The organism is Nitrosopumilus sp., assembly GCF_025699255.1.
Lineage (GTDB): Archaea > Thermoproteota > Nitrososphaeria > Nitrososphaerales > Nitrosopumilaceae > Nitrosopumilus.
The window spans coordinates 1-24,414 of record NZ_JAILWA010000015.1 but is presented as its reverse complement, the minus strand read 5'-3'; the positions used below and the strand labels follow the sequence as shown (position 1 = coordinate 24,414).

Annotated in this window: 30 protein-coding genes and 1 pseudogene; 12 read left to right on the top strand and 19 right to left on the bottom strand. The window is 32.5% G+C overall.

The genetic code is table 11. The annotated features are described in order from the left end of the window. Together K5781_RS09815 and K5781_RS09810 are read right to left on the bottom strand one after the other, a co-directional pair. On the bottom strand, positions 1 to 300 hold a 300-nt coding region (locus K5781_RS09815; protein ID WP_297443608.1), incomplete at its 3' end, for a Kazal-type serine protease inhibitor family protein. Position 301: 1 nt separating this feature from the next. Beyond that, positions 302 to 790 (bottom strand): HEAT repeat domain-containing protein, encoded by a 489-nt coding sequence (locus tag K5781_RS09810; protein WP_297443605.1) that lies wholly within the window; start codon positions 788 to 790, stop codon positions 302 to 304. 98 nt (positions 791 to 888) lie between these two features. Between K5781_RS09810 and K5781_RS09805 the strand changes: the two genes are divergently transcribed. Continuing rightward, positions 889 to 1,554 (top strand): peroxiredoxin, encoded by a 666-nt coding sequence (locus tag K5781_RS09805; RefSeq protein WP_297443602.1) that lies wholly within the window; start codon positions 889 to 891, stop codon positions 1,552 to 1,554. Positions 1,555 to 1,667: 113 nt separating this feature from the next. On the opposite strand, the gene K5781_RS09800 is transcribed toward K5781_RS09805, so the two are convergent. Further along, on the bottom strand, positions 1,668 to 2,219 hold the full coding sequence (locus tag K5781_RS09800) for a hypothetical protein (RefSeq protein WP_297443600.1): 552 nt from the start codon (positions 2,217 to 2,219) through the stop codon (positions 1,668 to 1,670). A gap of 1 nt (position 2,220) precedes the next feature. Beyond that, positions 2,221 to 2,676 carry a 50S ribosomal protein L15e gene (locus tag K5781_RS09795; protein WP_297443597.1) on the bottom strand — a complete coding sequence of 152 codons (456 nt, stop codon included), beginning with the start codon at positions 2,674 to 2,676 and terminating at the stop codon, positions 2,221 to 2,223. An 84-nt stretch (positions 2,677 to 2,760) separates the two neighbouring features. Between K5781_RS09795 and K5781_RS09790 the strand changes: the two genes are divergently transcribed. Further along, the gene (locus K5781_RS09790; RefSeq protein ID WP_297443594.1) at positions 2,761 to 4,092 is read left to right on the top strand and encodes a site-specific integrase; all 1,332 of its coding nucleotides are present in this window, start codon (positions 2,761 to 2,763) and stop codon (positions 4,090 to 4,092) included. 78 nt (positions 4,093 to 4,170) lie between these two features. Next, positions 4,171 to 4,719, top strand: coding sequence for a hypothetical protein (locus tag K5781_RS09785; RefSeq protein ID WP_297443591.1), 549 nt, complete (start codon positions 4,171 to 4,173; stop codon positions 4,717 to 4,719). 11 nt (positions 4,720 to 4,730) lie between these two features. Here the strand turns inward: K5781_RS09785 and K5781_RS09780 are convergent, their stop codons facing one another. From K5781_RS09780 to K5781_RS09760, 5 genes are all read right to left on the bottom strand, one after another. Further along, positions 4,731 to 4,916, bottom strand: a complete 186-nt coding sequence (locus tag K5781_RS09780; protein ID WP_297443588.1) for a ribbon-helix-helix domain-containing protein — start codon at positions 4,914 to 4,916, stop codon at positions 4,731 to 4,733. Positions 4,917 to 5,207: 291 nt separating this feature from the next. Then, positions 5,208 to 5,366, bottom strand: a complete 159-nt coding sequence (locus tag K5781_RS09775) for a hypothetical protein (RefSeq protein ID WP_297443585.1) — start codon at positions 5,364 to 5,366, stop codon at positions 5,208 to 5,210. 286 nt (positions 5,367 to 5,652) lie between these two features. After that, positions 5,653 to 5,934, bottom strand: a complete 282-nt coding sequence (locus K5781_RS09770; protein WP_297443582.1) for a DNA-binding protein — start codon at positions 5,932 to 5,934, stop codon at positions 5,653 to 5,655. Positions 5,935 to 6,087: 153 nt separating this feature from the next. Then, the gene (locus tag K5781_RS09765) at positions 6,088 to 6,282 is read right to left on the bottom strand and encodes a hypothetical protein (RefSeq protein WP_297443580.1); all 195 of its coding nucleotides are present in this window, start codon (positions 6,280 to 6,282) and stop codon (positions 6,088 to 6,090) included. Positions 6,283 to 6,595: 313 nt separating this feature from the next. Beyond that, entirely contained in the window at positions 6,596 to 6,991 is a 396-nt protein-coding gene (locus tag K5781_RS09760; protein WP_297443577.1) for a hypothetical protein, read from the bottom strand. Between the two features lie 189 nt (positions 6,992 to 7,180). Between K5781_RS09760 and K5781_RS09755 the strand changes: the two genes are divergently transcribed. Further along, positions 7,181 to 8,044 (top strand): prohibitin family protein, encoded by an 864-nt coding sequence (locus tag K5781_RS09755; protein WP_366848267.1) that lies wholly within the window; start codon positions 7,181 to 7,183, stop codon positions 8,042 to 8,044. Positions 8,045 to 8,133: 89 nt separating this feature from the next. Here the strand turns inward: K5781_RS09755 and K5781_RS09750 are convergent, their stop codons facing one another. Then, positions 8,134 to 8,295 carry a hypothetical protein gene (locus K5781_RS09750; RefSeq protein WP_297443571.1) on the bottom strand — a complete coding sequence of 54 codons (162 nt, stop codon included), beginning with the start codon at positions 8,293 to 8,295 and terminating at the stop codon, positions 8,134 to 8,136. A gap of 691 nt (positions 8,296 to 8,986) precedes the next feature. Here K5781_RS09750 and K5781_RS09745 point away from each other — a divergent pair. Further along, complete coding sequence (locus K5781_RS09745) at positions 8,987 to 9,115, top strand: hypothetical protein (RefSeq protein WP_297443568.1); 129 nt, start codon at positions 8,987 to 8,989, stop codon at positions 9,113 to 9,115. A 358-nt stretch (positions 9,116 to 9,473) separates the two neighbouring features. Here K5781_RS09745 and K5781_RS09740 read toward each other — a convergent pair whose 3' ends face one another. Together K5781_RS09740 and K5781_RS09735 are read right to left on the bottom strand one after the other, a co-directional pair. After that, positions 9,474 to 9,728, bottom strand: a complete 255-nt coding sequence (locus K5781_RS09740; RefSeq protein WP_297443565.1) for an Lrp/AsnC ligand binding domain-containing protein — start codon at positions 9,726 to 9,728, stop codon at positions 9,474 to 9,476. A 162-nt stretch (positions 9,729 to 9,890) separates the two neighbouring features. Then, entirely contained in the window at positions 9,891 to 10,049 is a 159-nt protein-coding gene (locus tag K5781_RS09735; protein ID WP_297443562.1) for a hypothetical protein, read from the bottom strand. A gap of 1,285 nt (positions 10,050 to 11,334) precedes the next feature. On the opposite strand from K5781_RS09735, the gene K5781_RS09730 reads away from it, so the two are divergent. From K5781_RS09730 to K5781_RS09720, 3 genes are read left to right on the top strand one after another with little or no spacing between them, the layout of a single operon-like run. Then, the gene (locus K5781_RS09730) at positions 11,335 to 11,544 is read left to right on the top strand and encodes a hypothetical protein (RefSeq protein WP_297443559.1); all 210 of its coding nucleotides are present in this window, start codon (positions 11,335 to 11,337) and stop codon (positions 11,542 to 11,544) included. Positions 11,545 to 11,549: 5 nt separating this feature from the next. Further along, a complete protein-coding gene (locus K5781_RS09725; protein ID WP_297443555.1) occupies positions 11,550 to 11,690 on the top strand; it encodes a hypothetical protein in 141 nt (46 codons plus the stop codon). 29 nt (positions 11,691 to 11,719) lie between these two features. Then, positions 11,720 to 12,859 carry a tetratricopeptide repeat protein gene (locus K5781_RS09720; protein WP_297443552.1) on the top strand — a complete coding sequence of 380 codons (1,140 nt, stop codon included), beginning with the start codon at positions 11,720 to 11,722 and terminating at the stop codon, positions 12,857 to 12,859. 34 nt (positions 12,860 to 12,893) lie between these two features. Here K5781_RS09720 and K5781_RS09715 read toward each other — a convergent pair whose 3' ends face one another. The 6 genes from K5781_RS09715 to K5781_RS09690 form a co-directional block, all read right to left on the bottom strand. Then, entirely contained in the window at positions 12,894 to 13,157 is a 264-nt protein-coding gene (locus tag K5781_RS09715) for a hypothetical protein (protein ID WP_297443549.1), read from the bottom strand. A 73-nt stretch (positions 13,158 to 13,230) separates the two neighbouring features. Next, positions 13,231 to 13,995 (bottom strand): N-formylglutamate amidohydrolase, encoded by a 765-nt coding sequence (locus tag K5781_RS09710; RefSeq protein ID WP_297443547.1) that lies wholly within the window; start codon positions 13,993 to 13,995, stop codon positions 13,231 to 13,233. A gap of 2 nt (positions 13,996 to 13,997) precedes the next feature. Further along, positions 13,998 to 15,629: a gamma-glutamyltransferase gene (ggt, locus tag K5781_RS09705; protein ID WP_297443543.1), complete on the bottom strand. Its 1,632-nt coding sequence runs from the start codon at positions 15,627 to 15,629 to the stop codon at positions 13,998 to 14,000. A 3-nt stretch (positions 15,630 to 15,632) separates the two neighbouring features. Further along, positions 15,633 to 16,448, bottom strand: a complete 816-nt coding sequence (locus K5781_RS09700) for an ion transporter (RefSeq protein WP_297443540.1) — start codon at positions 16,446 to 16,448, stop codon at positions 15,633 to 15,635. A gap of 10 nt (positions 16,449 to 16,458) precedes the next feature. Beyond that, positions 16,459 to 18,105 (bottom strand): magnesium/cobalt transporter CorA, encoded by a 1,647-nt coding sequence (gene corA / locus K5781_RS09695; protein ID WP_297443537.1) that lies wholly within the window; start codon positions 18,103 to 18,105, stop codon positions 16,459 to 16,461. Positions 18,106 to 18,169: 64 nt separating this feature from the next. After that, positions 18,170 to 20,329, bottom strand: coding sequence for a M20/M25/M40 family metallo-hydrolase (locus K5781_RS09690; protein WP_297443534.1), 2,160 nt, complete (start codon positions 20,327 to 20,329; stop codon positions 18,170 to 18,172). A 406-nt stretch (positions 20,330 to 20,735) separates the two neighbouring features. Between K5781_RS09690 and K5781_RS09685 the strand changes: the two genes are divergently transcribed. The 4 genes from K5781_RS09685 (at position 20,736) to K5781_RS09670 (ending at position 24,110) form a co-directional block, all read left to right on the top strand. Further along, positions 20,736 to 21,002, top strand: coding sequence for a hypothetical protein (locus tag K5781_RS09685; protein ID WP_297443532.1), 267 nt, complete (start codon positions 20,736 to 20,738; stop codon positions 21,000 to 21,002). Positions 21,003 to 21,137: 135 nt separating this feature from the next. Continuing rightward, positions 21,138 to 22,748: a cation:proton antiporter gene (locus K5781_RS09680; protein WP_297443529.1), complete on the top strand. Its 1,611-nt coding sequence runs from the start codon at positions 21,138 to 21,140 to the stop codon at positions 22,746 to 22,748. A gap of 199 nt (positions 22,749 to 22,947) precedes the next feature. Next, positions 22,948 to 23,598, top strand: a complete 651-nt coding sequence (locus tag K5781_RS09675) for a hypothetical protein (protein WP_297443526.1) — start codon at positions 22,948 to 22,950, stop codon at positions 23,596 to 23,598. Continuing rightward, positions 23,595 to 24,110: a thr operon leader peptide gene (locus K5781_RS09670; RefSeq protein WP_297443523.1), complete on the top strand. Its 516-nt coding sequence runs from the start codon at positions 23,595 to 23,597 to the stop codon at positions 24,108 to 24,110. The genes K5781_RS09675 and K5781_RS09670 overlap by 4 nt, the downstream gene beginning before the upstream one ends. On the opposite strand, the pseudogene K5781_RS09665 reads toward K5781_RS09670, so the two are convergent. After that, positions 24,107 to 24,414, bottom strand: a pseudogene (locus tag K5781_RS09665) (hypothetical protein); the annotation flags it as partial. The gene K5781_RS09670 and the pseudogene K5781_RS09665 overlap by 4 nt on opposite strands.

Below are 24,414 nucleotides of genomic sequence, written 5' to 3'. Positions count from 1 at the left end.
TTCTGGTGTTGGTTCTGGTGTTGGTTCTGGTGTTGGTTCTGGTGTTGGTTCTGGTTCAGCAACAACACATTCACCTTGATAATCTAAATCTACATTAGCTGTGTCAAGCATACACATGTTTCCATAAGTTTCACCATCTACACCACACATTGGATCCCATTGCAATGTACATGCAACAGGTTTTTCTTCTATGTTCAACATTCTTGGTTCAAGGATTTCATTAGGTTCCATAGATATGAAACCAATAGAAATAGATGCAAGAAGTCCTACAACAGCTATAATTCCATAAGAAAAGTTCATCTCATCCACCTGTTAACTTTGCAAACTTTTCATTCTTACTTAACTTTTCCATAAATTCAATATTAGAAAGTGCAACTATTGCAGATTCAACTACAGGTTGCTCAGGATCTTCTAATGCTTTTTGAAGAGATTCTTTGGCTTCTTTAGAACCAACAACACCCAAAGCAATTGCAGCTTCATGACGTACAAACATGCTAGGATCATGAAGAGTTGCATCAGTTAAAGGAGGAATTGCACTAGAGTAAGACATTTGTCCTAATGCAAAAGCTGCTTCATGACGTACTAATTCATTTTCATCATTTTTTAATACTTTAGCAATATGTGCAACTTTATCTTCTCCTCCAAAATCAACCAAAATACATGCAACTCTTGTTCGTACTACATAATCAGGATGATCTAAAAGAGAAACAAAATAATCTGTATCTTTTTGCTCATATTTTGATTCCATCTCAGCAAAAAGTGCCATTCTATCTTCAGTAATAACCTGCATTTTGTTTTGGAATTTTCTGCGTCCTATATTAGGTTACTTGAGAAAAAATTCAAAAACAGATGAGAATGTATTTAATGGAAAAAATCAGATAATGCATCATGGGCGTAAAAATAGGTGAGAAAGCACCAAATTTTGGAGTATCAGAATGGGTTCAAGGTGCTCCAACAAATTTTGATCAAGAAAAAGATCACATTGTATTATTAGAAGTATTTCAAGTAAACTGTCCAGGATGTTTTATGCATGCAATTCCTGAAGCAATCAACATCTATAACAAATACAAAGATGAAGGAGTTCGAGTTTTAGGTTTAGCAACTGCTTTTGAGGATTTTGATAAAAACACATTAGAAAATTTGAAAATGCTTGCTGAAACAGGCGAAGTAATTGGTGAAACCAAAGAAGCACTTTCAACATATGGGCAACTACAAGAAGGCAACAAATTATCTTATAAAATTCCATTTCCATTAGCAATGGACAATCTTACAAAGACTACAGGTGAAATCAGTCAAGAAAAGATCATGGAGTTTATTTATCCGCAGATTCCTGATTTTGATTCGCAGCCAGAAGAATACAAAAATCAAATCATTGAAAGAGTAAAAAGTTACATGAAATCAAAGGAATATTCGGCTGAAACATTTGAAAAATTTGCCTTACAAGGCACACCTTCAATGATTCTTGTAGATAGAAAAGGCATTCTCAGAGATGTTTCATTTGGACAAGCAAATCATATTGATGGAATGATTCAGAAATTACTCAATGAAGATTAATTCACCTAATCAGAACCAAGACAATAGATAAAACAACAGATATTACAAATCCACTAACAAGGGCAATTTTTGCATTATCCATAATATCAATAATTTAGAAAAAAATACATCTATTATTTTCTTCTTTTAATTGCAAAAGCAATTACACCTATTATTCCACCAATTATGAAAAGAATTACAACGGTAGCGTAAATTAGTTCATAATCATATTCAACTACAGGTTCCAGATCAGGAGAAGTTATAGCAGGTTGAGGCTTTTCAGACAGACCAGAAAGATAAGTGGTTCCAAGGATTTCTAATTCATTTTCTCCAGAACCAGTAAAATTCAATGTAATGAAAAAAACTTTTTGATTTGATTTGATTTCTGGCACATATTCTTGATCATTTAGATAGAATGTAAAGTTGCCACTCAAAAGATTTTTTGGGATTAATACTTCACCTAAGTTATTTTCCAAGCCACTAGTAATGTATAGAGTTAATTTTTTGTCACCTTTATCAAATTCAAAATCAGATATATCAAAATTGGAAACAACTTGTATTTCAAATGAATGTCCTCCAGTTTGGACATCCAATCTATTAACTAATCCAGTTGCATCAGATAATGCTTGACCATATGCAGGAGTAATTACAAAAAATAATGTAACAACTAGAAATATTTTTTTCAATTTATGCAGTTCTAGGAATTCTCTTTGTCAATTCTTTATCCTGTGCAACTCGAGGATGATCAGGATCTGCTAAAATAACTTCAAACCAATAGTGTTTTCCATCTTTATAGACAAAATAAGAACCTAAAAGTTTCATGTTTGGGTATCTTTGAAGAACTCTTCTATCTGCAACAGTCTTCATATCATCATCAGCCTTGATTCTGGTAACACCTAGATGTTTTGGTCTTCTACCACCAGTAGGTCTTTGTTTTCTCATACCACCAGTACCAACTCGCATACGAACAACAATAATCCCCTGTTTTGCCTTGTATCCTAATCTTCTTGCCCTTTGTAGTCTACTAGGCTTATCAATACGAGTCACTGCATTTTGTTTACGCCATCCAACTACACGTTCACGGATATCAGGAGAATTTTCTTTCCATAGTCTGATCCATGTCTGGTCTTGGTAGCTAGGCATATCGAGAATAAAAAAATCCCCTTTAATAACTGTAAAAGTGGGATCCTACTCCTCTTAATAGATACGGCACGAATAACATACCAAATGGTAACGCCAGCCCAGATATTCTACGAGTCATTAAAGACTGAAGCCACAAAAAAGGCATACAAAATCGGATTAGAGAAGTTCTTTGAATATGCCCATGAGGATTACGACAGTATCATAAAACTAGAATCAAAAAAGATCAAAGAAATAATCAAAGAGTATGTGATTCACAAAAAAGACTTGACACGGAAAACAGGAATACCAAGTCCGAATTCTTACAATGCCATGATGACGCCTATTCAGTCATTTTTAGAGATGAATGAGATTGAATTTAGCTGGAAAACTATCAAGAGTTTATACCCACCAAAAATCCCTACAGCAAATCAATTACCATACACAGATGATGATATTAGAGATCTATTAGGTGCAACTACAAGTCTAAGAAACAAGGCATTCATTCATTTTCTAGCTTCAACAGGAGTAAGAGTAGGTGCAACACCGGACATCAGAATTGAAGATGTAAAAGAGATTGAAGAAGGTGCGGTTGTGACAATATATCGAGACACAACTGAAGAATACAGAACATGTTTAACACCTGAAGCATATACTTGTCTGAAAAAATATCTTGAACAAAGAATTGAAAGAGAACCTGATTCTGTATTATTTACAAGAAAAAACAATCTTACGCCATTAACATCAACATCAGCTCAGGACATTGTAAGAAACGTAAGAAGACAAGCAAAACTTTCAATTGACAATGGCAGAAAATCAAGAAAAGGTAAATCACAAAATCACGCATTTAGAAAACGTTTTGAAATAACTTTGGCATCATGTGATTTACAGCAGAGATTTATTGATTATATGCAAGGACACTTTTCAGGAAATTCAAAAGCATACTTTAATGGAGTTTCAGACGAGCAACTCTATACTCAGTTCAAGAGAGCAATACCATCCTTAACATTGGACAAATCAGAAAAAATAGAGGCTGAAAAGGAAAAAGAAATCAGAACAATCAAAGAGGAATATGATGGGGCATTAAAGGAAAAGTTAGAACAACAAGACGAACTGATGCAGAGAATGATGTTAGAGCTGGCTTCTGCCAAATATTTTGCATATGAAACAAGATATGCAGAATGCTTTGGTGGCAAAAATCCAGACTTCAAGAAATTAGCCAAGGTAATGTCCAATGAAGAGATTGAAGACTGGAACAGGATAATTCCAATAGTTCAAGGAGAAAAAAACTGGACTATTCCACTAGGTACAAAATCAGAAGTATTGTTAAGGGATTCCAAAGAGAAAAGAGAAATCAAAGACATCATAAAGATACTAAAAAGACGAGGCGACACATCAGGAAATATTCAACAATTAGAGAAAATGTTAGATGAATTTTAAAAATACTCATTTTTAAAGTCATAACAATTTCTTTTAAATCAACAATATGCTTAAGTGCAAAAATTTTTAGAAAAATTTATGGTTAAAAATGGAATGAAAATTTGTTCAAAATGTAAAATTTCTAAAAACTTGACTGAGTTTCCCAAATACAAGTATTCCAAATCAGGAGTGAACTCACGATGTAACTCATGTGTACGAGAATACAATGCTACTCCAAAATTAAGAGAAATGAGAAGAGGGTATGAGAAAAGAAATTTTACTATAATTGTAAATGCGTTGGGAAAAAAATGTGATTCGTGTGGTGAAAAATATAATCCAGAATTAAAAAAATCAAATTTAGATATTCATCATAGAGAATATTCAGAGGAAGATAAAAAATATTTTAAAAAACATGGTATTGGTCAACAGAAATATGAGTCATTAAGAATGATTAAAACCAAGAAAATCAACGAACTAAAAAAGAAATATGTATTACTATGTAAACAATGTCATCAAATTGAAACTTTTTGTCATCAGTCTCCAAAAAAAGCATTTGATATGTTTGCTTGGTTGTATGGAGAAGGATTGTTTGATGAAGTGTTAAAAGACGATCCTACACTCAAAAAACTAACTGATTTTTTAGATTAGAGCCAAAATAGTCAGTCGTCACTTATTATAACAGTGGGATTTTTAATTTCAGAAGTTTGTATTTCATCCTCACAAGCATCACAATATTGCCTGATCAATCCACGCATAATTTCACTCTTTGATAGACCTTCATCATTACAGAATTTCTGGAATTTCTCAAAATCAGAATCATCGAGCTTTGTTCCAACTACTTTCATGAGGTAACCACGTAAAACAGCATTAAAACAACTTGGTTTACTTGGTTAACGAAAATTAACGGGGTTAACTTGGTTAACATAGTAACTTGGTTTGCACGCCAAATACTGTTTACCGAGTATTGGCTCACGTGGATTCACCTACCATTTTGGGGTTAAATTTGGACGCAGACAGTTAGAATCTTTTGCTAAAGTTATCATGAATGTTGCTTTATGTCTCCATCTTGTTTATTGGAATTTTAGGAGAAACATCTTCATCAGAATTTTGATAGTCTGAATCAATTTCAATATCTCCTAGCACAGTATCTTCAGACTCAGTACCATCAAGGGTAACGCATCACGGAATTTCTTATACATGATCGTATCCATTTTAGTTTTGAAAAACAGAAATTCTAATTCTAATCTCTTTAATCGATTCATCTCTGCTAATTCTTCTTCTATTCTTTTTGTCATGATTATCTTCCTAGTTCATTACACTTAAGGGATGATATTTTTTAGACATTATTCCATTTTGCAGAAAAGACTCACAAGTGTTGTAAGTCATTTCTTTAAACAATCACAACCACAAGAAAACATTCCAGCTTTTCCCATACATTGATCATGGTGTTTGTTATAGCATTTGTTACAGATTATCATTTGTTTCACCTTTGTTGTGAGTTTTTTCATGCGATAATACTTTGTCAAATGAATCAGGAAATCCACTCCAGGTGAATTTGCAATATCTACAGTTGTATTTCATCTATTTTCTCCTCTTTGAGATTGGGATTTCAATGGTAGAAACATCTCTTTGTCTTCCATCCTGAGATTCTAGTGACTCCGAATTGATTTTCACACATCCAACTTCAAATGCATCTGTTTTCTTTAAGAGAACTTGAGTGACGTCTACTGCAAGTCCAATGCTCATTCCTCTAGCTTTAATTGTTATCGAGCTTAGCGAAGACAATTGAATTATTGCAGAAGTAACGTATGACATTAACGGTTTTTTGCCGATAAAAATTGTATCATGTTGGTTATCAAACATACAAAGCAAGGATTAATGCCTCATTTAAACAAGAGATGCATTAGCTAGTCACAGATCTGAGAAAAGGAGACAAATTAGAAGAATTGCAAAAATTGATTTTGTTGAAAACAACATTAATCTGATTTTTTTATAGAAAAAAGGTAATTTTATTTTTTAATTACACCAAGTGCACGGACTAAATCCAAAATCAATTGCAGTTTTCAGTAAATCAGGAGTAAAATACTGTTTTTGTAATTTTTCTACATGATAGATATCACATTTCTTTTGCATATTACCCAGATGATGAACAATCATTGTTTTTTTATCCCCAAGATATCCTGCCATGATACTATTTGCTTTTGCATTCACATTTAGTTTGGTTAGGGAATCTAGGAAACTTTAGTTTATTACATATTTCACAATAAATCTGATTTGACATAATTCTCTAAGTCTTGACTAGTATATCCCTCTTTAATTTAAAATGAATTTGAATTGTACATTGAATTTTTATTTTTTAAAACCAAAATGGGTCTTACAATACTAGAAAATATCATTCAGTATTACTGATGAGGATGTATCTACCTGACATATTTTTTTAGATAATAATCATTTAGGCACTCTATCTTACAAAATTCACTGTTAAACAGTTCAAATTCCTTCCCACAGTTTTTGCATTGAAGATTCAAGATTGATTCTTCTCCAGTTCCTTGTTCATCAGATCTCGTTCTATGCTTACTTCTTTTCTTCTAATAATCACAGTAGTCTTGGTAAAATTATGTAATTTTTCATGTAGAAATTGAGATATTTCTGATGATTTAGACTTTGCATTTGAGACTCCGAAAACTAGCACAAGATCATTTGGGGCATCGTCTCCATTCCTATAGACATATTCTTTGAGCCTACACACAATTTCCTCTCCAATGAGTATGGATCTTGAAATTGTAAATTTTGCTTCTTTTGAATTTTCTTCAATATCAAATATTTTGTAAACTACAGGAGTTGGATTTCCAATAACTCTGACAGTAATAGGTATCTCAATTATGTTAATTCCAGAATCATTCATAGAATATTCAGACATTCTCCAATTTGGAAAAATGATATGTAAGGATCATACAAAAATAATTCATTCAATTAACCCAGACAGATAATGTTTTGTTCTGAATTGAACTAAATTACAAAAAATCATTCCGCAATGTAAACTCTGTTCATCCCTATAAACTAGCGGTTGATGTGTGGGTATAATAGAGTGAACAAACACCAGTTATCCTTGTCAAAGTATCAATCACCTAAAGTTAGCGTGAGCAATGGTGCAGCAAAAGGAGTAGTAATTACAATTGTTATTCTAATCATTGTTGGTGTAATATCTACAGCTTCAGTAAAAATAGTAGATTCAGGAAATAGAGGAGTCTTACTACATTGGAATGCTGTTGACCTGACACAACCTCCACTTGACGAAGGGTTACATTTTGTAGTTCCTTTCCAAGATGAAGTAGTAAATATCGAAGTTCGTACTTTGAAATATGCAAATGACGCTAGAAGTGCATCAAAAGACTTGCAAACGGTAGAAACAACAGTGACTGTAAACTATCATCCAGATAAAGAACAAATTCACAGATTATACAAAAATTTGGGTCTTGATTATGAAAATAGAGTAATTCAACCGGCTATAGAAGAGACTGTAAAACAAGTTACAGCAAATTATAACGCTGAAGAATTAATCACTAAAAGACCACTTGTAAAACAAGACATTGAATCATCAATTAGAGAGAGATTGAATCAATTTAATATTGTAACAGAAGTAATATCAATTACAGATTTTGAATTTTCACCCTTATTCTCACGAGCGATAGAATCCAAAGTTGAAGCAGAACAAAAAGCACTAAAGGCAGAAAATGATTTGAGAAGGATCGAGGTTGAAGCAAGACAACGAGAGGCTAATGCCATAGGTCTTGCAAATGCAAACATTGCAGAGGCCAAAGGTGAAGCAGAGGCAATTGCTATTATCAACAAGGCTTTATCAGAAAATCCAAACTACTTGGAATGGCTAAAAACACAAGCATGGGATGGTAAATTACCCCTGGTGGTAGGAGAAGGCGGAACTCCATTCATACAAATTCCTGTAGAACCTTAAGCTGAATTATTAAAACAAAATAATCACATTTTGTCAGATTTTTAGATTCAATTTCGCAGATTAAAAAAATTTGATGATATGTAGTTGAATTACTCTTTATAATGAACCAAAAGAGAGTCATCCATAACTGGCATTACAGCAATTATGTTTTCACCTTTTTTAGATAAAAATTCATTTACTACATCTTGAAGATATACTCCATCAGACAGAGTCTTTGTTTCAAAATAACTAAGACCTGAGAATCTATTCATTAATTGAGCCTAGAGGGACTTGAATCGGGAGGATTCTAAATTGAACAGGATTCCAAAAAATCATTCTATTTTATGACGTCATCTTAACTATAAACTGGTTTGCTTTGGATGTTGAAAATAAGAGTAAATGTCAATCTAAAAAATCAAAAAATTACGCCGGTATATATCAGAGACAAACTATAGAAAGTATGTTTAAAAAAATAATTGAAAAACTAAGATTTGGTTCTTGTAAAACTAAAACCACCGATGACGTAAATGCATTCAAAGAATCTGAAAAGAAATCTGAAGAAAAATCAAAATGAAATACAGTTGTAAAGAATGTGACTTTCAATGGGAAGGAACATCATACACTTTTGACAAAGTTCGTGAACATGAAAAAGAACATTTAGAAAAAAAGAATTGAAACTACAAAGGTATACATGGGTGATAGGGAAATAATTGGTATGACTAAAAAATTACCCAATGGACATAACATTGGTGGCGGCAATAGACAGAAAAGACGTCAAGAATTTAAAAAAAATAAATCTAATCAGAATTAGCGATTTTTGTTAGAATATTTTTCATTTTTGCAACAGTGTTTTGAAGCTGCGTTTTGCACTTATTGGATACAAAAATGTCCCACGTGGATTCACCTATTGTATGGTGGGAATCAGGTGGGATGCATTATAACAAATGAGAGACGAAGGATATTATGATTGATTATTACAAATACCTAAGATGTCCTGATTGTGTAGAAAACGGATTGTATTGTAAGCCTCACAAGATTGAAGTAGAAAAATTACTTGCAGAAGAGAAATTAAAGTTAGCTGAATCACAATGATGAAGAACCCAAAAAGGCTTGAACCGATAATGAGAGTAAATTAGATTCAAGTTAGAATCCTTAGAGGCTTGAACCTTTTTTGGGTAAAATTATTGGTTCACAGACCAATATCCATTAAAACGAGTATTGGTTTTAAAAACAGGTCAAAATTAATCGCTTACTAACTGTAAAAGTAGGATTCTGCGTCAATTAAGGCACATTTTGCAAAAATATAACATACGACTGTATTCTAAATGCAACACAATACTAGAAGAAAAATTTCTAAAGACAATGCTCCAATTGAACCCAAAATCACCAAAAGAAGATTTCTATCCATACCCAATCAATTCTAACAATTATTAGATTCATAAATTTAGACTTATTCGTCTTCATCTATACTTCCACCCTGACCATACAATACATGCATAGTAAATGTGTCAGTAATGTCAGGATGATTTCTTAGTCTTTTGATGATTTGTTCTACTCCATTAAGATCAGATGTTTTAACTTTAACAAAAATATCATATTTGCCCCAAATACCATTAATTTCAATAATTTCAAGTAATTCTTTTAATTCAGAAATTATTCGAGATTCACTACCAGTAACGCAATTAATTAGAATGTAGGCTTGCATACTTTAATTCTCATTCGTGTTAGATAAAGGCAATTATTTGAGTATTGAACATTTGTAAAACTAATATCAAAATTACAACATATTTGTTAAAAGATTTTTCAGAGAAATAGTTGATAACATGATCTAATCTACCATCATAACACACACGAATTTGTGAGTCATTTATGGTCTAAACATAATCATTGCAGTATATTGAACAATGTTATCTGATAATACTACAGAAGTTAACTTAATGTCTTCAACATCACGATCTTGTATGCAGGCGTTAATGAGATTATCAAGTTCGGATTTGTCATTTGATTGTATTATTTCGACTTTCAATCTTTCATCTCTCTAAATTCATCAAAGACAGTTATTCCAAAATAGGGCTTCATGGATAGAGGATTTTTTAAAATATAGTGAAACATGCAAAGTTGTCCTTTGTTACATTGACATTTCATAAAGTAGCAATTAATTTTTGTTATTTAAGATATTTTTGAGTTGATTTAATTCTGAACGAAATCAATTCTTATTAAATTTGAAACAAATTATTCGTCAGGTTTAAATCCATGATCTAAAATGTGAATTTGCCGTTACAAGGTTTGTAGGCAAAACCTAGTTGGTCAATATCCATACGGAAAGAAAAACCTTCATCTAAAAATTATTTGCAAATAATAAAATTCTATTTTGAAATGCAGGTTTTATAAAGATTAAAAACAAGTTTAAACTAATTGTTTTTTGTTGTAAAAGCGCTTTTTTGTGACTGACGCAATAAATTCACATTGATAAGAACAGTAGAATCCTGATTCAGTACTAAATTTTCTACCACAGCAAAAGCAAGTATGAAAAATCATCAGATATTCTCCTTTAATCTATCTTGTTCCAATAGGGCACATTCTGAAGAGCAATATTCACTAGCCCGATTTTGAAATTGTTTATTACATATAGAACATATTTTTTGTACAGCCTCAATTGGAGGAAATAAGGGTTTGTGAGATTTCTTCATAAACATCAAAAAATTTCTTAATGAGAATTTAAAAAATAATCTTCTTGACTTGATTCATTATAAAGTAAACTAGTTGACTTCATGATGATTCAACATAACTCACAGACACATCAAATATCAATCAAGTTCTCAACATCCAGAGGATAATTGGTAAAGTGAAAAAATCAAATATCGATGAAGAAACATGTTCCAAATAAGAATAAATCAAGAAAAATGCAATCATTTTCCATCCATAGAAATATCAACTTTGGATAACAAAAGAGAATGTGTTTTATGTCATAAAATTTTAGAGGAATAGAATGGCAGGATATATGGGGGATCTTGACACATGTATAGTACATCACTTAGGTAATTTACAACAAGAATGTAAAATCTACAACACTAAAAAAAATAAACGAGTGTATTTTACGCCAGACTTGCTTGAAACAGCTACAAAGAGCAAGTTTAGTCCCTGCAAATTTTGTATTTAGAAAATATATTTTATAAATTATAAAAATAAATTTTTAAAGAGAATACAGACACTGTCAAATCAAGACAGCTACACATGGCGTCTGTTACTCTCTTAAGTTTAAATTTTCAAGAACAAATCTATAAACAATTTATTGGTTGATTTGATTCTGAATGAAATCAACTATTGAAGAGATTTTAAATAATTATTCTCAAATGGTGTCATTGATAGAATACAAAGAATTAACTACAACAAACAAATCTTATGACAAATCTATGCATTGTGATTATTGTGGATGTGGATTAAAGAGTCAAGAAGAATATTGCTCCGAAACATGCAAACAAAAAGATTCAGTTTGGCACAGCAGAGAAGATGAGGAATAAACACCATGACAGATTCAAAACAGGATTATGAGAGTAATGTTGAAAAACAATTTGAAAAATTGTATCCTCAATATGATTATTCATTAGAATCTTCATATCATGAAAAAGATTTGAGAAAAAGAAAAAGAATGAAAACAATGTACTAAGAGTGTGCGTTGTTTGAGTGAGATCTAAAATGAAATTATTGTTAATTTTAACAATTTTAGGCGTAATTTCAGCTATTCCTACGGCATTAGCGTTAACAAACTTGGAAGAAAGTAAGTATTTAGATAATTTCACTCGTCTTAATCAAGAAAAGAAATTTGACGATGCCATAATTGAGTTAGAGAAAATACTAGAAGTTGAACCAGATAACGTTAATGCACTAAATAAAAAAGGAAATGTTCTACTATTACAAGGAAAGTATGTCAATGCTTTACAAAATTTTGAAAGAGCGTATACCATAGAACCAATGAATTTTGATTCCATAAATGGAATTGGAAATGCATATTATAATTTAGACAGATATGATGATGCCATTAAACAATTTGAGCATGTATTAAAGAAAGATCGTAGAAACATTGATGCTTTGCTAGGAAGTGGAAATGTGTTATTAAAAGTAGAACAATACGATGATGCCATCTTATTCTTCAACATTGTTTTAAAAATAGATCCAAACAATCTATCAGCTCTTTTAGGAAATGCAAATGCTCTGCTGTCAATTAATCAATACAAATTATCATTAAATTTGTACGACATGGTTCTTGGAATAGATTTAGACAACATAGAGGCTCTAAACGGGAAAGGTCAAGTATATCTAGAATTAAATCAATATGAACAATCAAGAATTGCTTTTTTGGCAGCACAAGAAGTAGAACCTGAAAATATTACTACATTACTCGGAATAGCAGAATTAAATTTCTTGGAAGAAAAAAATATCAAATCTCAAAAAATTTATGAAAAAATTCTTTCAATTGATCCTGATAATACACAGGCATTAATTGGAGAAGCATCAGTTCTGGTAGAATTAGGAAGATATGATGAGGCTCTAGAATATTTTGATGAAGCTTTAGAAGTGGATCCCTACAACATAGATGCAATAAATGGAAAAGACATGATTATGGAGGACAGGGTGAACAATTCCCTTGATCTTATTCTTTTAGTCACCATTATTGGAAGTATAACCTCAGTAATTTCATTTTTTGTGGTTTTGTTCAAAATTAGAGAAAATGCAGATTTAAAATCAAAATTAGCCATATCTAATGAACAGATTGAGGATTTGGTAGATAAAATGATGAAAAATATGGCTAAATCAAAACCCAAAGATCATTTGTAAAGTTATTAAAAAAATAGAAAAAAAGAATGAATCCCTATTGAGTCTGAGATGCTCTTTTTAGGGCTTGTTGATAAGTTGTTTTCTTTTTTCTAGCAGATTTTTCTGCAGTTCTTAGTGCTTTTTTCAAACTCTTGATCTTAGTGTTTGCTTTTGCAAGTTCTCTTTTTCGTTTGTTTGCTACAAGAGTTGCTTTACGTTTTGCCTTACTAGCTGGTTTTGATCTTTTTACAGTTTTCTTGGCTTTTGCACCAGTTTTTCTAGATGCGCTTCTTTTGGCAGCGCGTTTTTTTGTTGCCATGATTTTTTGTGGAATTTAGAGAAGTAAATAATACAATTATCAGGAAAATTATAGTGAAACTCAAATAATTTTACTATAATTTTGAAAAGAAAAGTTCAAGTGAATTTTCAAATTGTTTGTTTAATTTTTTCAAATGATTAGGATCTACAGTCAAAGTATCCTCATTAAACCAAGGTGATTTCAGATATAGATCTCTATTCATTTCAACTTGAATCCAAGGAAGTGGATTGTTGCCATAGGTTCTAGTAATATATCCTCCATGAAATGGATCATTAAGAAAAATTTCTTCCCTATCAATAAAATAAGATTTTGAAAGAGAGTCAGCTAATTGTTCCATCATCTCTTGAGAAGATGTTTTTCCATCATTGTTGGAAATGCAAAACGTTGGTCTTTTGGAACTATTTTTGTCTGGAGAGTAAAAAGGTGCAACTGCTGCCATGGAATGACAATCAAGACATAATTTTAAACCAGATTCAGTAATGTTTTTTTGGATTGTTTTATGGTATGGATTATAGTATAATTCAACAAGCATAGTTTTTAGTGAATCATCTGGTTCTTTTCCATTGGTATAGATTGGTTTATCATAACAAGTTTTGCTTTTAATCAATCCATCAGGATTGTCAGGAGGCATGTCTTCTAATGAACGATTAAGATCAACAAATGCTCTTGCAATGTCTGTTTTTATCACACGTTGAACTTTATCTCCCAAATCATAGAGTTCTATCACAAAAGGATCCGAATCATCAAACAAGTCCCTGTTTGTAATAGACAAATGTCCTTCAAGCTCTGGAGGTTTTTTTGTACCGCCATGAGGTATTGATAATAACACGGGCAACATAATCAATTCAATCCTTCAGCAGTTCCATCACGGCGAACTTCTGCAACTCCATGAAATCCCTCTTGAGACTGAAGCTTCATAGTTGCATGAATTGCTCCATGATAAAAGGAGTATCTTTCTTTTACAGATATTTCATAACCCATATCTTTTAGATAGTTAACAATTTCATCTCTAAATCCACCGTCTTCTATACTAACAACTCCTCCAATTGAACAATGGAATCTAGGGCGTTCAATTGCATCACTCATAGGCAATTCCCCATCAATTATTCTTGAAAGAAATTGGGTGACAGTAGAAAAAATTCGTTGACTACCAGGACTTCCAACTACCATCCATAATTTTGAACCATTAAAAACAAGTGCAGGTGAAACTGAAGTCCAAGGAATAGCATTAGGACGAATGTAAAAGGGATGATTAGGGTTTGAGAATTCAAACGCAGACATGTAATTATTGTAAAGAAACCCTAAACCATCAGCAGCAGCTTTTGAACCATACGCAAGCTCAACAGATTGTGTGATTCCAACTGCATTTCCTTCTGCATCCATAGTTGAAAGATGGGTTGTGTCTTCTCCTCCAAATTCAGGATCAATCATAGGCAAGGTTGCATCCATTGAATTGTGAATGGAATCTGCCATTTGTTTTGCAAATGATCTTTGTAGATGTAATTTATCTTTGGCCTGATCATAAGTATGTCTATTAAATGGACGTTGTAGTCTATGCAAAAATGCTTTTCTAAATGTCTCAGCTACAAAGTGATACGAACTAGGTTTTGAGCTTCTCAGAAATTTTGAGGGTAAATGATTTAACATCATTAATGTCAGAAGCAATGTTCTCCCGGCAGCAGGAGGAGGTAATGTAGATACTCTAAAATGACGATATTTTCTACTAAGAGGTTTTCGAATAAGAGGTTCTGGCATATATGCTAGATCTTCATCTCTAATCAATCCTCCATTTTTCTTCATATCTTCAGAAATAGTTTTGGCAATAGAGCCATGATAAAAAACAGTGTAACCATAATCTGAAATAATTTTTAGAGTTTCAGCCAAATCATTTTGAACAAAAAGGTCACCTATATCATATGGAACTAAACCGTCTTTTAGGAAATATTTTGCACCAGATTTTGATTTAATTGAAAGAAAATTTTCTAGTTCTCTTACTTGTAGATCATGTTGTAATTTTGTAATATGGTATCCTCTTTTTGCAATACGAATTGAAGGGGCAACAATTTTCTGCCATTCGAGTCGACCATATCTTTCATGTAAGAACCCTATAGTTGCCAAAGTACTTGGAACTGTTGTTGCTTTATAGCCAAGTCTACGATGTTTTTTTCTTTTATATATTGAAGAATGAGCTAAAGAAGGCGCACGACTTGAACCATCAATTGCAATAGATTTCCCATTGAAATAGATTATTCCCATAGATTGTCCACCTATTCCGGAGGCTTGGGGTTCACACACACCTAGAGCCAAAGCAGTTGCACATGCAGCATCAATTGCATTTCCTCCTTTTTTTAGAACCTCAACTCCTGCTTTTGTCGCATCAGGAAATGCCGATGCAACCATTCCTCGTTTAGATACAGAACATTTTTTGTCATTAGTTGGTTTGAAAGATCTTTCTATTTTTTCAATATTCAATTCCTAATCTTCTCCCGGATGTTGTGTTATATCCTTTCCACAATGAGGACATGTATCATTCTTTGAGTCTTTTCTTTTTCGTAATTCTTCAGTAAATGCAGATGCCATAATTCCAGTAGGAATTGCATATACTGCAATACCCAAAATAGCTACACCTGATGCAATGAATTTGCCTGCAATCGTAACTGGATAAACATCACCGTAGCCTATTGTGGTAAGGGTAACAATTCCCCACCACATAGATGTAGGGATACTAGAAAATGCTTCAGGCTGAGCCTCATGTTCTGCATGATACATTAAGCTTGAAGCAAAGATTAGAACAATAAACAGAATAAAAAATGCAACAGCTAAATCTCCGGCTTTTGCTTTGAAGACTTCGCCTAGCGTCTGCATAGGTTCAGAATATCTTGCAAGTTTGAATAGTCTGAACAATCTTAACAATCTGATGATTCTAATGAATCTAACATCAGCTACCACAAAAGGCAAGAAGAATGGAAGTATTGCAGCTAAATCAACTAACATCATAGGTGTAAAGATAAATCTAAGCAAAGCATATTTTTTATTCTGATATTTTGGATTTAATTTACAGACAATTAATCGTCCTGCATATTCTCCAGTAAATACCAATACAGAAAAAACTTCAAAAGGAGTAAACAAATAACCATATTCATCTAACACAGATTCTTCAGTCTCAATAATTACTACAAGCACATTAACTGCAATTAAAGAGATGATGAAAATTTGGAATCCTTTTGTAAACTTGTCATCAGTTGTACCTTCAAGAATTTCATATGTTCTTTGAAGTAAAATGTTAGTCAAATCTCATCTACTATAACCATTTTTTCTTTTTGAAGTAACCAATCATGCCAAGGGATATTATTCCCATTGCGCCAAGCATTACAAAATAACTGCCTTCCCATTGTAATTCTGGAACATAAGAAAAATTTGTACCATAGATACCAGCTATGAAAGTTATTGGAATGAAGATTGATGCAATTATAGTTAATGTCTTCATGACTTCATTCATTCTATTACTCACACTAGATAGATAGGTGTCAAGCATTCCTCCAATTACATCTCTTAATCCTTCAATGGAATCAGTTACCTGAATTGTATGATTATAAACATCACGTAGATAGGGGCGCGTATTATCTGAAATCAAAACAGTTGAATCACGTTCTAAAGAATTGATGATTTCTCTGCCAGGCCATATTGCTTTTCTTAGTGCAATCATTCTACGTTTTAGAGTTTGAATAGTTTGCATAGTTTCAGGGGTAGGATTCTGCATTAATTCTTCTTCAAGATTTTCAGTAATATCACCAATCTTTTCTAGAACCAAAAAATAGCTATCAATTATAGCATCAATTATAGAATAGGCCAAGTAATCACTTTTGAGTTTACGAATAGAACCAGAATTATTACGTAATCTTTTTCTAATCTCCTCAAAAAAGTCATCTTCGATCTCTTGAAAAGTTAGAATGTGATGTTCAGCCAAAATTATTGTTACTTGTTCTAGTTCTAGTTTTCCTGTTTTAACGTCATAATGCGGCATTTTCAACATCAACATGACATAGTCATCAGAGATTTCTACTGAAGGTCGTAATTCAGTATTCATAATGTTTGATTGATGAAGTGTGTGAATGCCAAAATTGTTACCAAAAGTTTTGATTATGTCTGGATCATGAATACCAATCACATTAACCCATGAGACATTTGGTTTATTTTTTGATTCAAGACAGTTTTCATAAGTAGCATCTTTAATTTCGTTAATTTTTTCACTATCATATTCTATTAGATTTACTGTAACTTTGTCTACCTTTTGCTCTCCAACATGAATTAAAGCACCAGGACGTTTTCCAATAGTATCAGAGATAGTGGTTTTTTGTGTTTTAGTTGTATTGATTATTCGTTTTAGACCAGCTATGTCTTGTAACCCAAAGTCTCGAGTGATTTCCTTTACAGCGGAGGTTTTACTTGCCACCCATACAATAATGAATCCTGCAATTATTGAAAAAATAATGCTAACATATAATGGAGTAAAGTCTCCAATCAATGCTGCTTGATATATTGCAGATACATCAGTTTTTGAACCGGTTTGTACCATCATACCAATAATCAAATCTAAGATAAAAAATAGAAATGATATTGACGCACCTATGATTATTGCTGTAACTGCAGTGATCTTAGGAGGAATCTCAATGTTTGCCTCTCCTTTGTATGGAGACAAATATTTTTTGAATCGTATGATTAGCAGAGCTATAGTAGTAATTATCAAAGTAGAGATCACCCACCAAGACACTAGTAAAGGTCCCGACGAAGAATCTATTTGTTCCACACCAGAGATGAGATCTTGAATGTTTCCAGTTAAAGGAATTGAAAGTAATGAAGTAGCAATACCAATTACAATTTGATACAAAAAAGCAAAAACAAAACCATAAACGAGCCTATTGATGATTATTCCGACTTGATCTTTCAATTCACTTCCACTTATCTAAATGTCTAGGAATTCTAATTAAGGCTAGTGGATATTTTAGTCTCATTTATTGACTACACCTATACAAAACAGAAGCTAATAGTGCAGAACGTTCTGCAATAGAATCATGAATAATATATTCTCGTGTAGAACGATATTTGTTTCCAACAGGCCCAAACCCATCTAATGCAGGCAATTTAGATGGAACATTACTAATATCAGAAGACATTATTTGCTCATGACGTTTTATTTTCAATTCATGTTTCTTAGCTAGATCTTCTACTATTTCATAAAATTTCTTATCTGAAGGTTCTTCAATTACTGGAGGTCTAGTTTGAATTTGGTTTATTGCAACTTCTAAATTCTTTTGACCAGATTCTTTCTTTTGCATTATAGTTCGTATCTTTGAATCCATAGTTTTTCCTAATGCAGAAGTTTTGAAACTACAAACAATAGATAGTGTTGCATAGTTTGGCGTATGTCCATGAGTTCCCTGTGCAACAACAGAAGTTGTTCTGAGACGATAATTTCTTTCATCTTTTGAAAGTTTCTCAATAGAAGATATTTTTTTCCCAAGTACAGGGATTATACCATGAATGTCAGAAGAGGTAGAATTTGGAGTTGCAAATCTAATTTGATAATCATTTCTTCCATAACAAGTTGTAATGATTCCACCATCTTTACTTGCAGATTTTAATCCAATGATATATTTGGATTTTCTAGAATATTGTTGAACAAGTTTTTTACTGAATCTCCCACCTAAACTGTCATCAGTAGTAAATAGAACTCCACATTTGATTTTTTTTAATCGTTTTGCATATCGCAAAGCATGTAATGCACCTAACATTACAACCAATCCTCCTTTACTTTCAGCTATACCAGAACCGTAAATACGATCATCATCCTCAAAATAGGTGATAAGATCATTTGGTCCATAGTGAGTATCAATATGAGATATGATCAAAACATCATTTTTCTCTTCATTGTGATTTTTGAAATAGTGGAAATCACCAATCTCATGTTGCCTATGTAAATGCTCGACAAATCCTAAATGTTTCATACGTCTAGACAGCATTGAGCCTAGTTTGTTGACATTATCAATATTGTAAACATGAGTGTTAAGATTAACAAAATCTCTTAATGTGTCCTTTTGACTTTGCAGATGTCCCCTAAGATAAGTGCGAGCTACCACACGAAGTGGTTGAGTAAGGTCAGGTTCAGATTCAACTAGTTGAGAAGAACCAAAATATCTCATCACAGCAACATCCAAAATTTTGTTGATTAATGATTCATAGGTATAACCTGCAGTTTTTGCAGCATAAAACAGCGAACCTCCCAAACCTAAACTTGCCATAGAGTTAAGTTCAAGAATGTAGAGATTTTCATCTTTATCCATTCTGAAATCAACCCTACTGTAATCATTTAATCCCAAAGCAGTAAATGCTTGAATGCACATTTGTTTCATTTCTTCTGTTTTTTCTTTAGTCAGTTTTGCAGGACATGTTTTGTCAACACCTCCTGATTGTTTTTTATCAGAAATAGTTTGGATTTGATCAGGATCACCTAAATTAATTTCAACAATTGGAAGAACCTCAATGTTTGGACTGTTTCCAATTAACCCTACTGCAAACTCTCGTCCAGAAATAAATTGTTCAACTAGAATATCTTGTTGGAATTTTTCAATTTGTACTTTAACTGCAGCTCGTAAATCATCCCAGTTATCTACAACTTCCATCCCCATAGAAGTTGATTCAAGTTTTGGTTTTACTATTACCGGAAATGCCAAATCATCGAAATTATCATCAGGGGTTTTGAACACCCAAAAACCAGGAGTTGCAATATTATTTTTTTGAAGAACAATCTTTGTCATTACTTTGTCTTGTACGATTGCATGGCCTGCAGGACCAGAGCCAATGTATGGAATGCCAAGCATTTCCATCATAGCAGGTACATGTGTATACCTATTTTGTCCTTGAATTCCATATGCCATGTTAAAGACCATTCCAGGTTTTTCACCCGACACTACTTTTGGCATGAATTCACGTAATTCATCAGCAAGATGAATATCGCCCTCAATTACCTTGACAGAATGACCACCTTTCTCAAGAGAACGAGCAACTCTTTCAACAGCCTTTGTACTGTAATGCTCTTTGGTAGTCATACCAAAGACGTTGATTACATCATTAGGATCAATCTGTTTCTCATTATAGATTAGAGAGACTTTCATATTTTATCACTTAGTTCGAATATGGTTTTATACTCTTTCATTGTGATTGGGATGATTTTTTCTGAACCCATGCGTTTTCATTGATTTCATGACATTTGCAATCAGAAGCTTTACCTTTGCAATTTTTTTGATGTAGTGTGTAATCACATTTGTTACAGTCTGGATCTCTCCAACTGGCCTGATTTCCACAATTTGGACATCTCATAATTTTGTTCATTAATACTACTTGTTAAGAAGTAATAATTTTGAGAGCATTCAGAAGTCCAATAGCTAGTTGCCTTTATCCTGAACAAAGTCAACTAATCTTCTAGATACAATATGAATACAAAAAATATCTCGATTATATCCTTAATTTAATAAAAACTAACATGAACGATTTGGAAAATATAAGACAAGGGATTGTAAAATGAGTTACATTTTATCTACATGCCCTTATTGTAAGATTCCAAAATCTATTGCTGCAACTAGAACTAATTGGATGATCCATTTACATGGCCATAGAGAAAATATAATCAAAGATCTTACAGATAATACCTCTTCATGTGTTTTTTGTGCATACTCTGAAATTTTTGCTAACAAAAAACATGCATCATCACATTATAGATGGTCACATAAAAAAACAGATCTAGTTAGATGGACATTAGAAAACATGAAAAAGATAGTGGTAGTTTAGATGAAAGTCAAAAAGAAGATTTTACGTAAATTGTTTTCTCAAGAATCAGAAATAGATGAAAAAAATCCAAAATAAGAGAAGAATAATTTTAGAGTAAACTACGTTTATCTAATAGAAAATCATAGATGAGTAAGTTTGTCTTTTGAAGCAATTATATTCATAGCAGTATTAGTTATTGCATCAAAACTTGGAGGCGAATTACTTCACAGGATTGGTCAACCTACAATTCTTGGTAATGTTATTGCAGGAATAATTGTAGGACCAGCACTTTTAGCGATAGTCCAGCCCATTGAAGCAATTGAATTATTTGTTTCAATTGGAGTGTTCTTTTTATTTTTCTTAATTGGTCTCGAGGAAATTGACATTGCAGGATTATTCAAAGTGATGAAAGGTAGAATTTTTGCAGGTTCTGCCATTGCCTTTTTGATACCATTTTTGATTGCCGGACTATTTGGACTAACAATAGATATGGATTTCATCCAATCATTTGCAATTGCCAGCGTCATAGCAGCATCAAGCTTAGGAGTCACAGCCAAAGTATTGAGTGATCTTGGAAAATTGAAATCAACTATAGGTCTGGAAATTTTTACTGTAACAGCAATTGTAGAATTTATTGCAATCATATTTGTCAGTGTATTTATTCAAATTGATACAAGTTCTGAATCTCTAGATATCTCTGAAATGCTATGGTTGTTTGCAAAAATGATAATTTTCTTTGCAATTGCTGCACTTCTTTCAGTATTTGGATTACCTCAATTTTTTAAATTGATAAAAAAACATCTTCGTGTTAAAGAAGCATATTTTGCTATCGTGATAGGAATGATTCTTCTTGTAGCATACTTTGCTGAAGTTAGTGGAGTACATGGTGCGATTGGAGCTCTCCTATTAGGTATTGCAGTATCTAGAATGACCAGAGAGGATTATCATGAAATTTCAAAAAACGTCAGTGTTGTAGGATACGGAATTTTTATTCCAATATTTTTTGCAGGAATAGGTCTACACTTTAGCATTGCATTTTTAGAATTAGAATGGTGGATAATTGCAATATTCATTCTAATAATGACAGGAGTAAAATTTTTGAGTTCATATCTAGCAGTAAGAATTGCCAAAATGCGACCTGCAACAACTGTTGCATATGGAGTAATGTCAAAAGGAGCAGTAGATTTAGCTTTGATGTTGTCTTTATTGCAAGCAGGAATGATGGATAACAGATTATTTTCTCTTCTGGTTCTTGGGACTCTTATTACCATGATAATTTCAAGTGTAGAACTCCAACGAAAATTAAAAAAAATTGCACCATTCAAGATTGGAGCATCAGAACTTGGCTTAGTACCACTTTATTTCAGGAGAGTAGTATCAGATACGCCGGCAATTGCAGTAATCAATACGGCTTTTTCCAAAACAACCCCAGACATTACAATTGAGGAATTTCAAAAGAATAACACAATAACAAAAAAACCATTTCTTGTTTTTGAAAATGAAAGACTTGTAGGATTAGTATCAAAACGAGAAATTGACAAATCTCATAAAAATACCAGAGATCTTGTCACTATTGGAGATATCATGTATAAAAAAATTCATACAGCATTGCCTGAAGATTATTTATTTTCGGTAATTCAAAAAATGAACTCTCATCCATTTGACATGATACCTGTTATTGACACTAACAACAAAGTTATTGGAATAATCACAGACGAGGCCATCATGAATCTATTGACAGAAATTAAAAAACCAGAAAACGAGTAATAACACATCAAAAAAACACATTGAAGAACGCAAGCAACGCTAATCAGTTAAAATTTCCTTGAGTGGGGATCACAAGCCACGCACCCAAAGAGTTTGCTCCCGCAGAAAACTCGATAATTAAAATAAGTTCAAGTTATTAAAAAGGATTCCTCAGTATTGCTTTGAGATTTTTATTGAACATCAATGGTTTGAAAAAAAGATGAATTTCTTAGCATTATCAATAATTTTTGTGATTGGAATAAGCATTTTACCACAAGTGCAAGCAGAATCAACGGTTTCGATAATTATGGAGAAAACCACATACACATATTGTGAAAAATTATTTTATACAATTGCAGTTTCAGAAGTAACTGGGGAACCTGCAATTATTCACATTAGTGATGAAACAGGGAAAGGAAGTAGTGCAATTCCAATTTCTATAACAGAATTAGAAAATCCAATACCATCACTAATCCCATTTGAAGCAGAAATTTTCCCCATAGGAAAATATTTCATAGATGTTCAATATTCAGGGGCATCCACTAATGCAGAGTTTGAATTAATAGAATCAGATTCAATATGCATTCCAGAATTAATTAAACCAATAATGGCCAATTGGCTATCAGGAAATATTTCTGATGGATTTTTTTTAGATGCAATACAAAAGTATGTAGATATTAAATTGATTAACGTACCATTTGAAATTAATGAAGAAAATGTTTATGATGTAAAAATTCCAGAATGGGTAAAAAATATTGGATATTGGTGGTTAGAGAATGCAATTTCAGACAATGAATTTTCAAATGCTATGAATAATTTGTTAGAAAGAGACATTATTGGATTAGATATCAAAATGGAAAATGAAATATGAATAAACATTCCATCATAACAATAATTGCAATAATTGTAATCATTATTCCATTTACACATTCAGGTTTGAGTATTATAGGAATGGAACAATTGGAGTACAGGTGGGACAACCCAGGCAGATTTAGTTTTTTTACGATGTCTAATCACGGAGATATTGAGCTTTGCAACACAGTTCCATTTTGGATTAGTTTTGAGAGATTAGAAGTCATCACATTTTATGATTCAAATGAAATGGGAATATTTTCAATAAATCCTACAACGCTAAATCCGTTATCATCAACCATACAAAAAGGAGTGTTTTCATCTGAAGAAATATCGGCATCTCAACATATTTTCATGACTTTAGATTTTGAGTTTGATGGTGGTGATATTAGACTTGATCCTAACAAGCTAATAGTGATTGTACGTGCAGATATGCCAATTTTAGGAATAATTCCTTATTCAACTACAACACAAATTTCAGGATTTGATTTTGATCAAATGATGAATGCGGAAGATTTGTCTTGTGATTAATTACTTTTGCTAGCTTTGGAAATTAATCCCAAAATGATTCCTACAACTCCAGCACCTACAAATGCAATAATTATTCCCATCACCATTTCTTTACCCATTCCTTTCACAGAAACACTTGGAGATTGTGGAGTTGAATCAAGTACACATGCACCATCCTTGAGAATAGTTCCAGGTCCACATCTTTCATCTAAAACACATGCACCGTTTTTGAGAATTGTTCCAGGTCCACATTGTGTTTTAGGAGTGTCATCTACAGGTGTTTCTTCTGGGGTTTCCTCTACAGGTGTTTCTTCTGGGGTTTCCT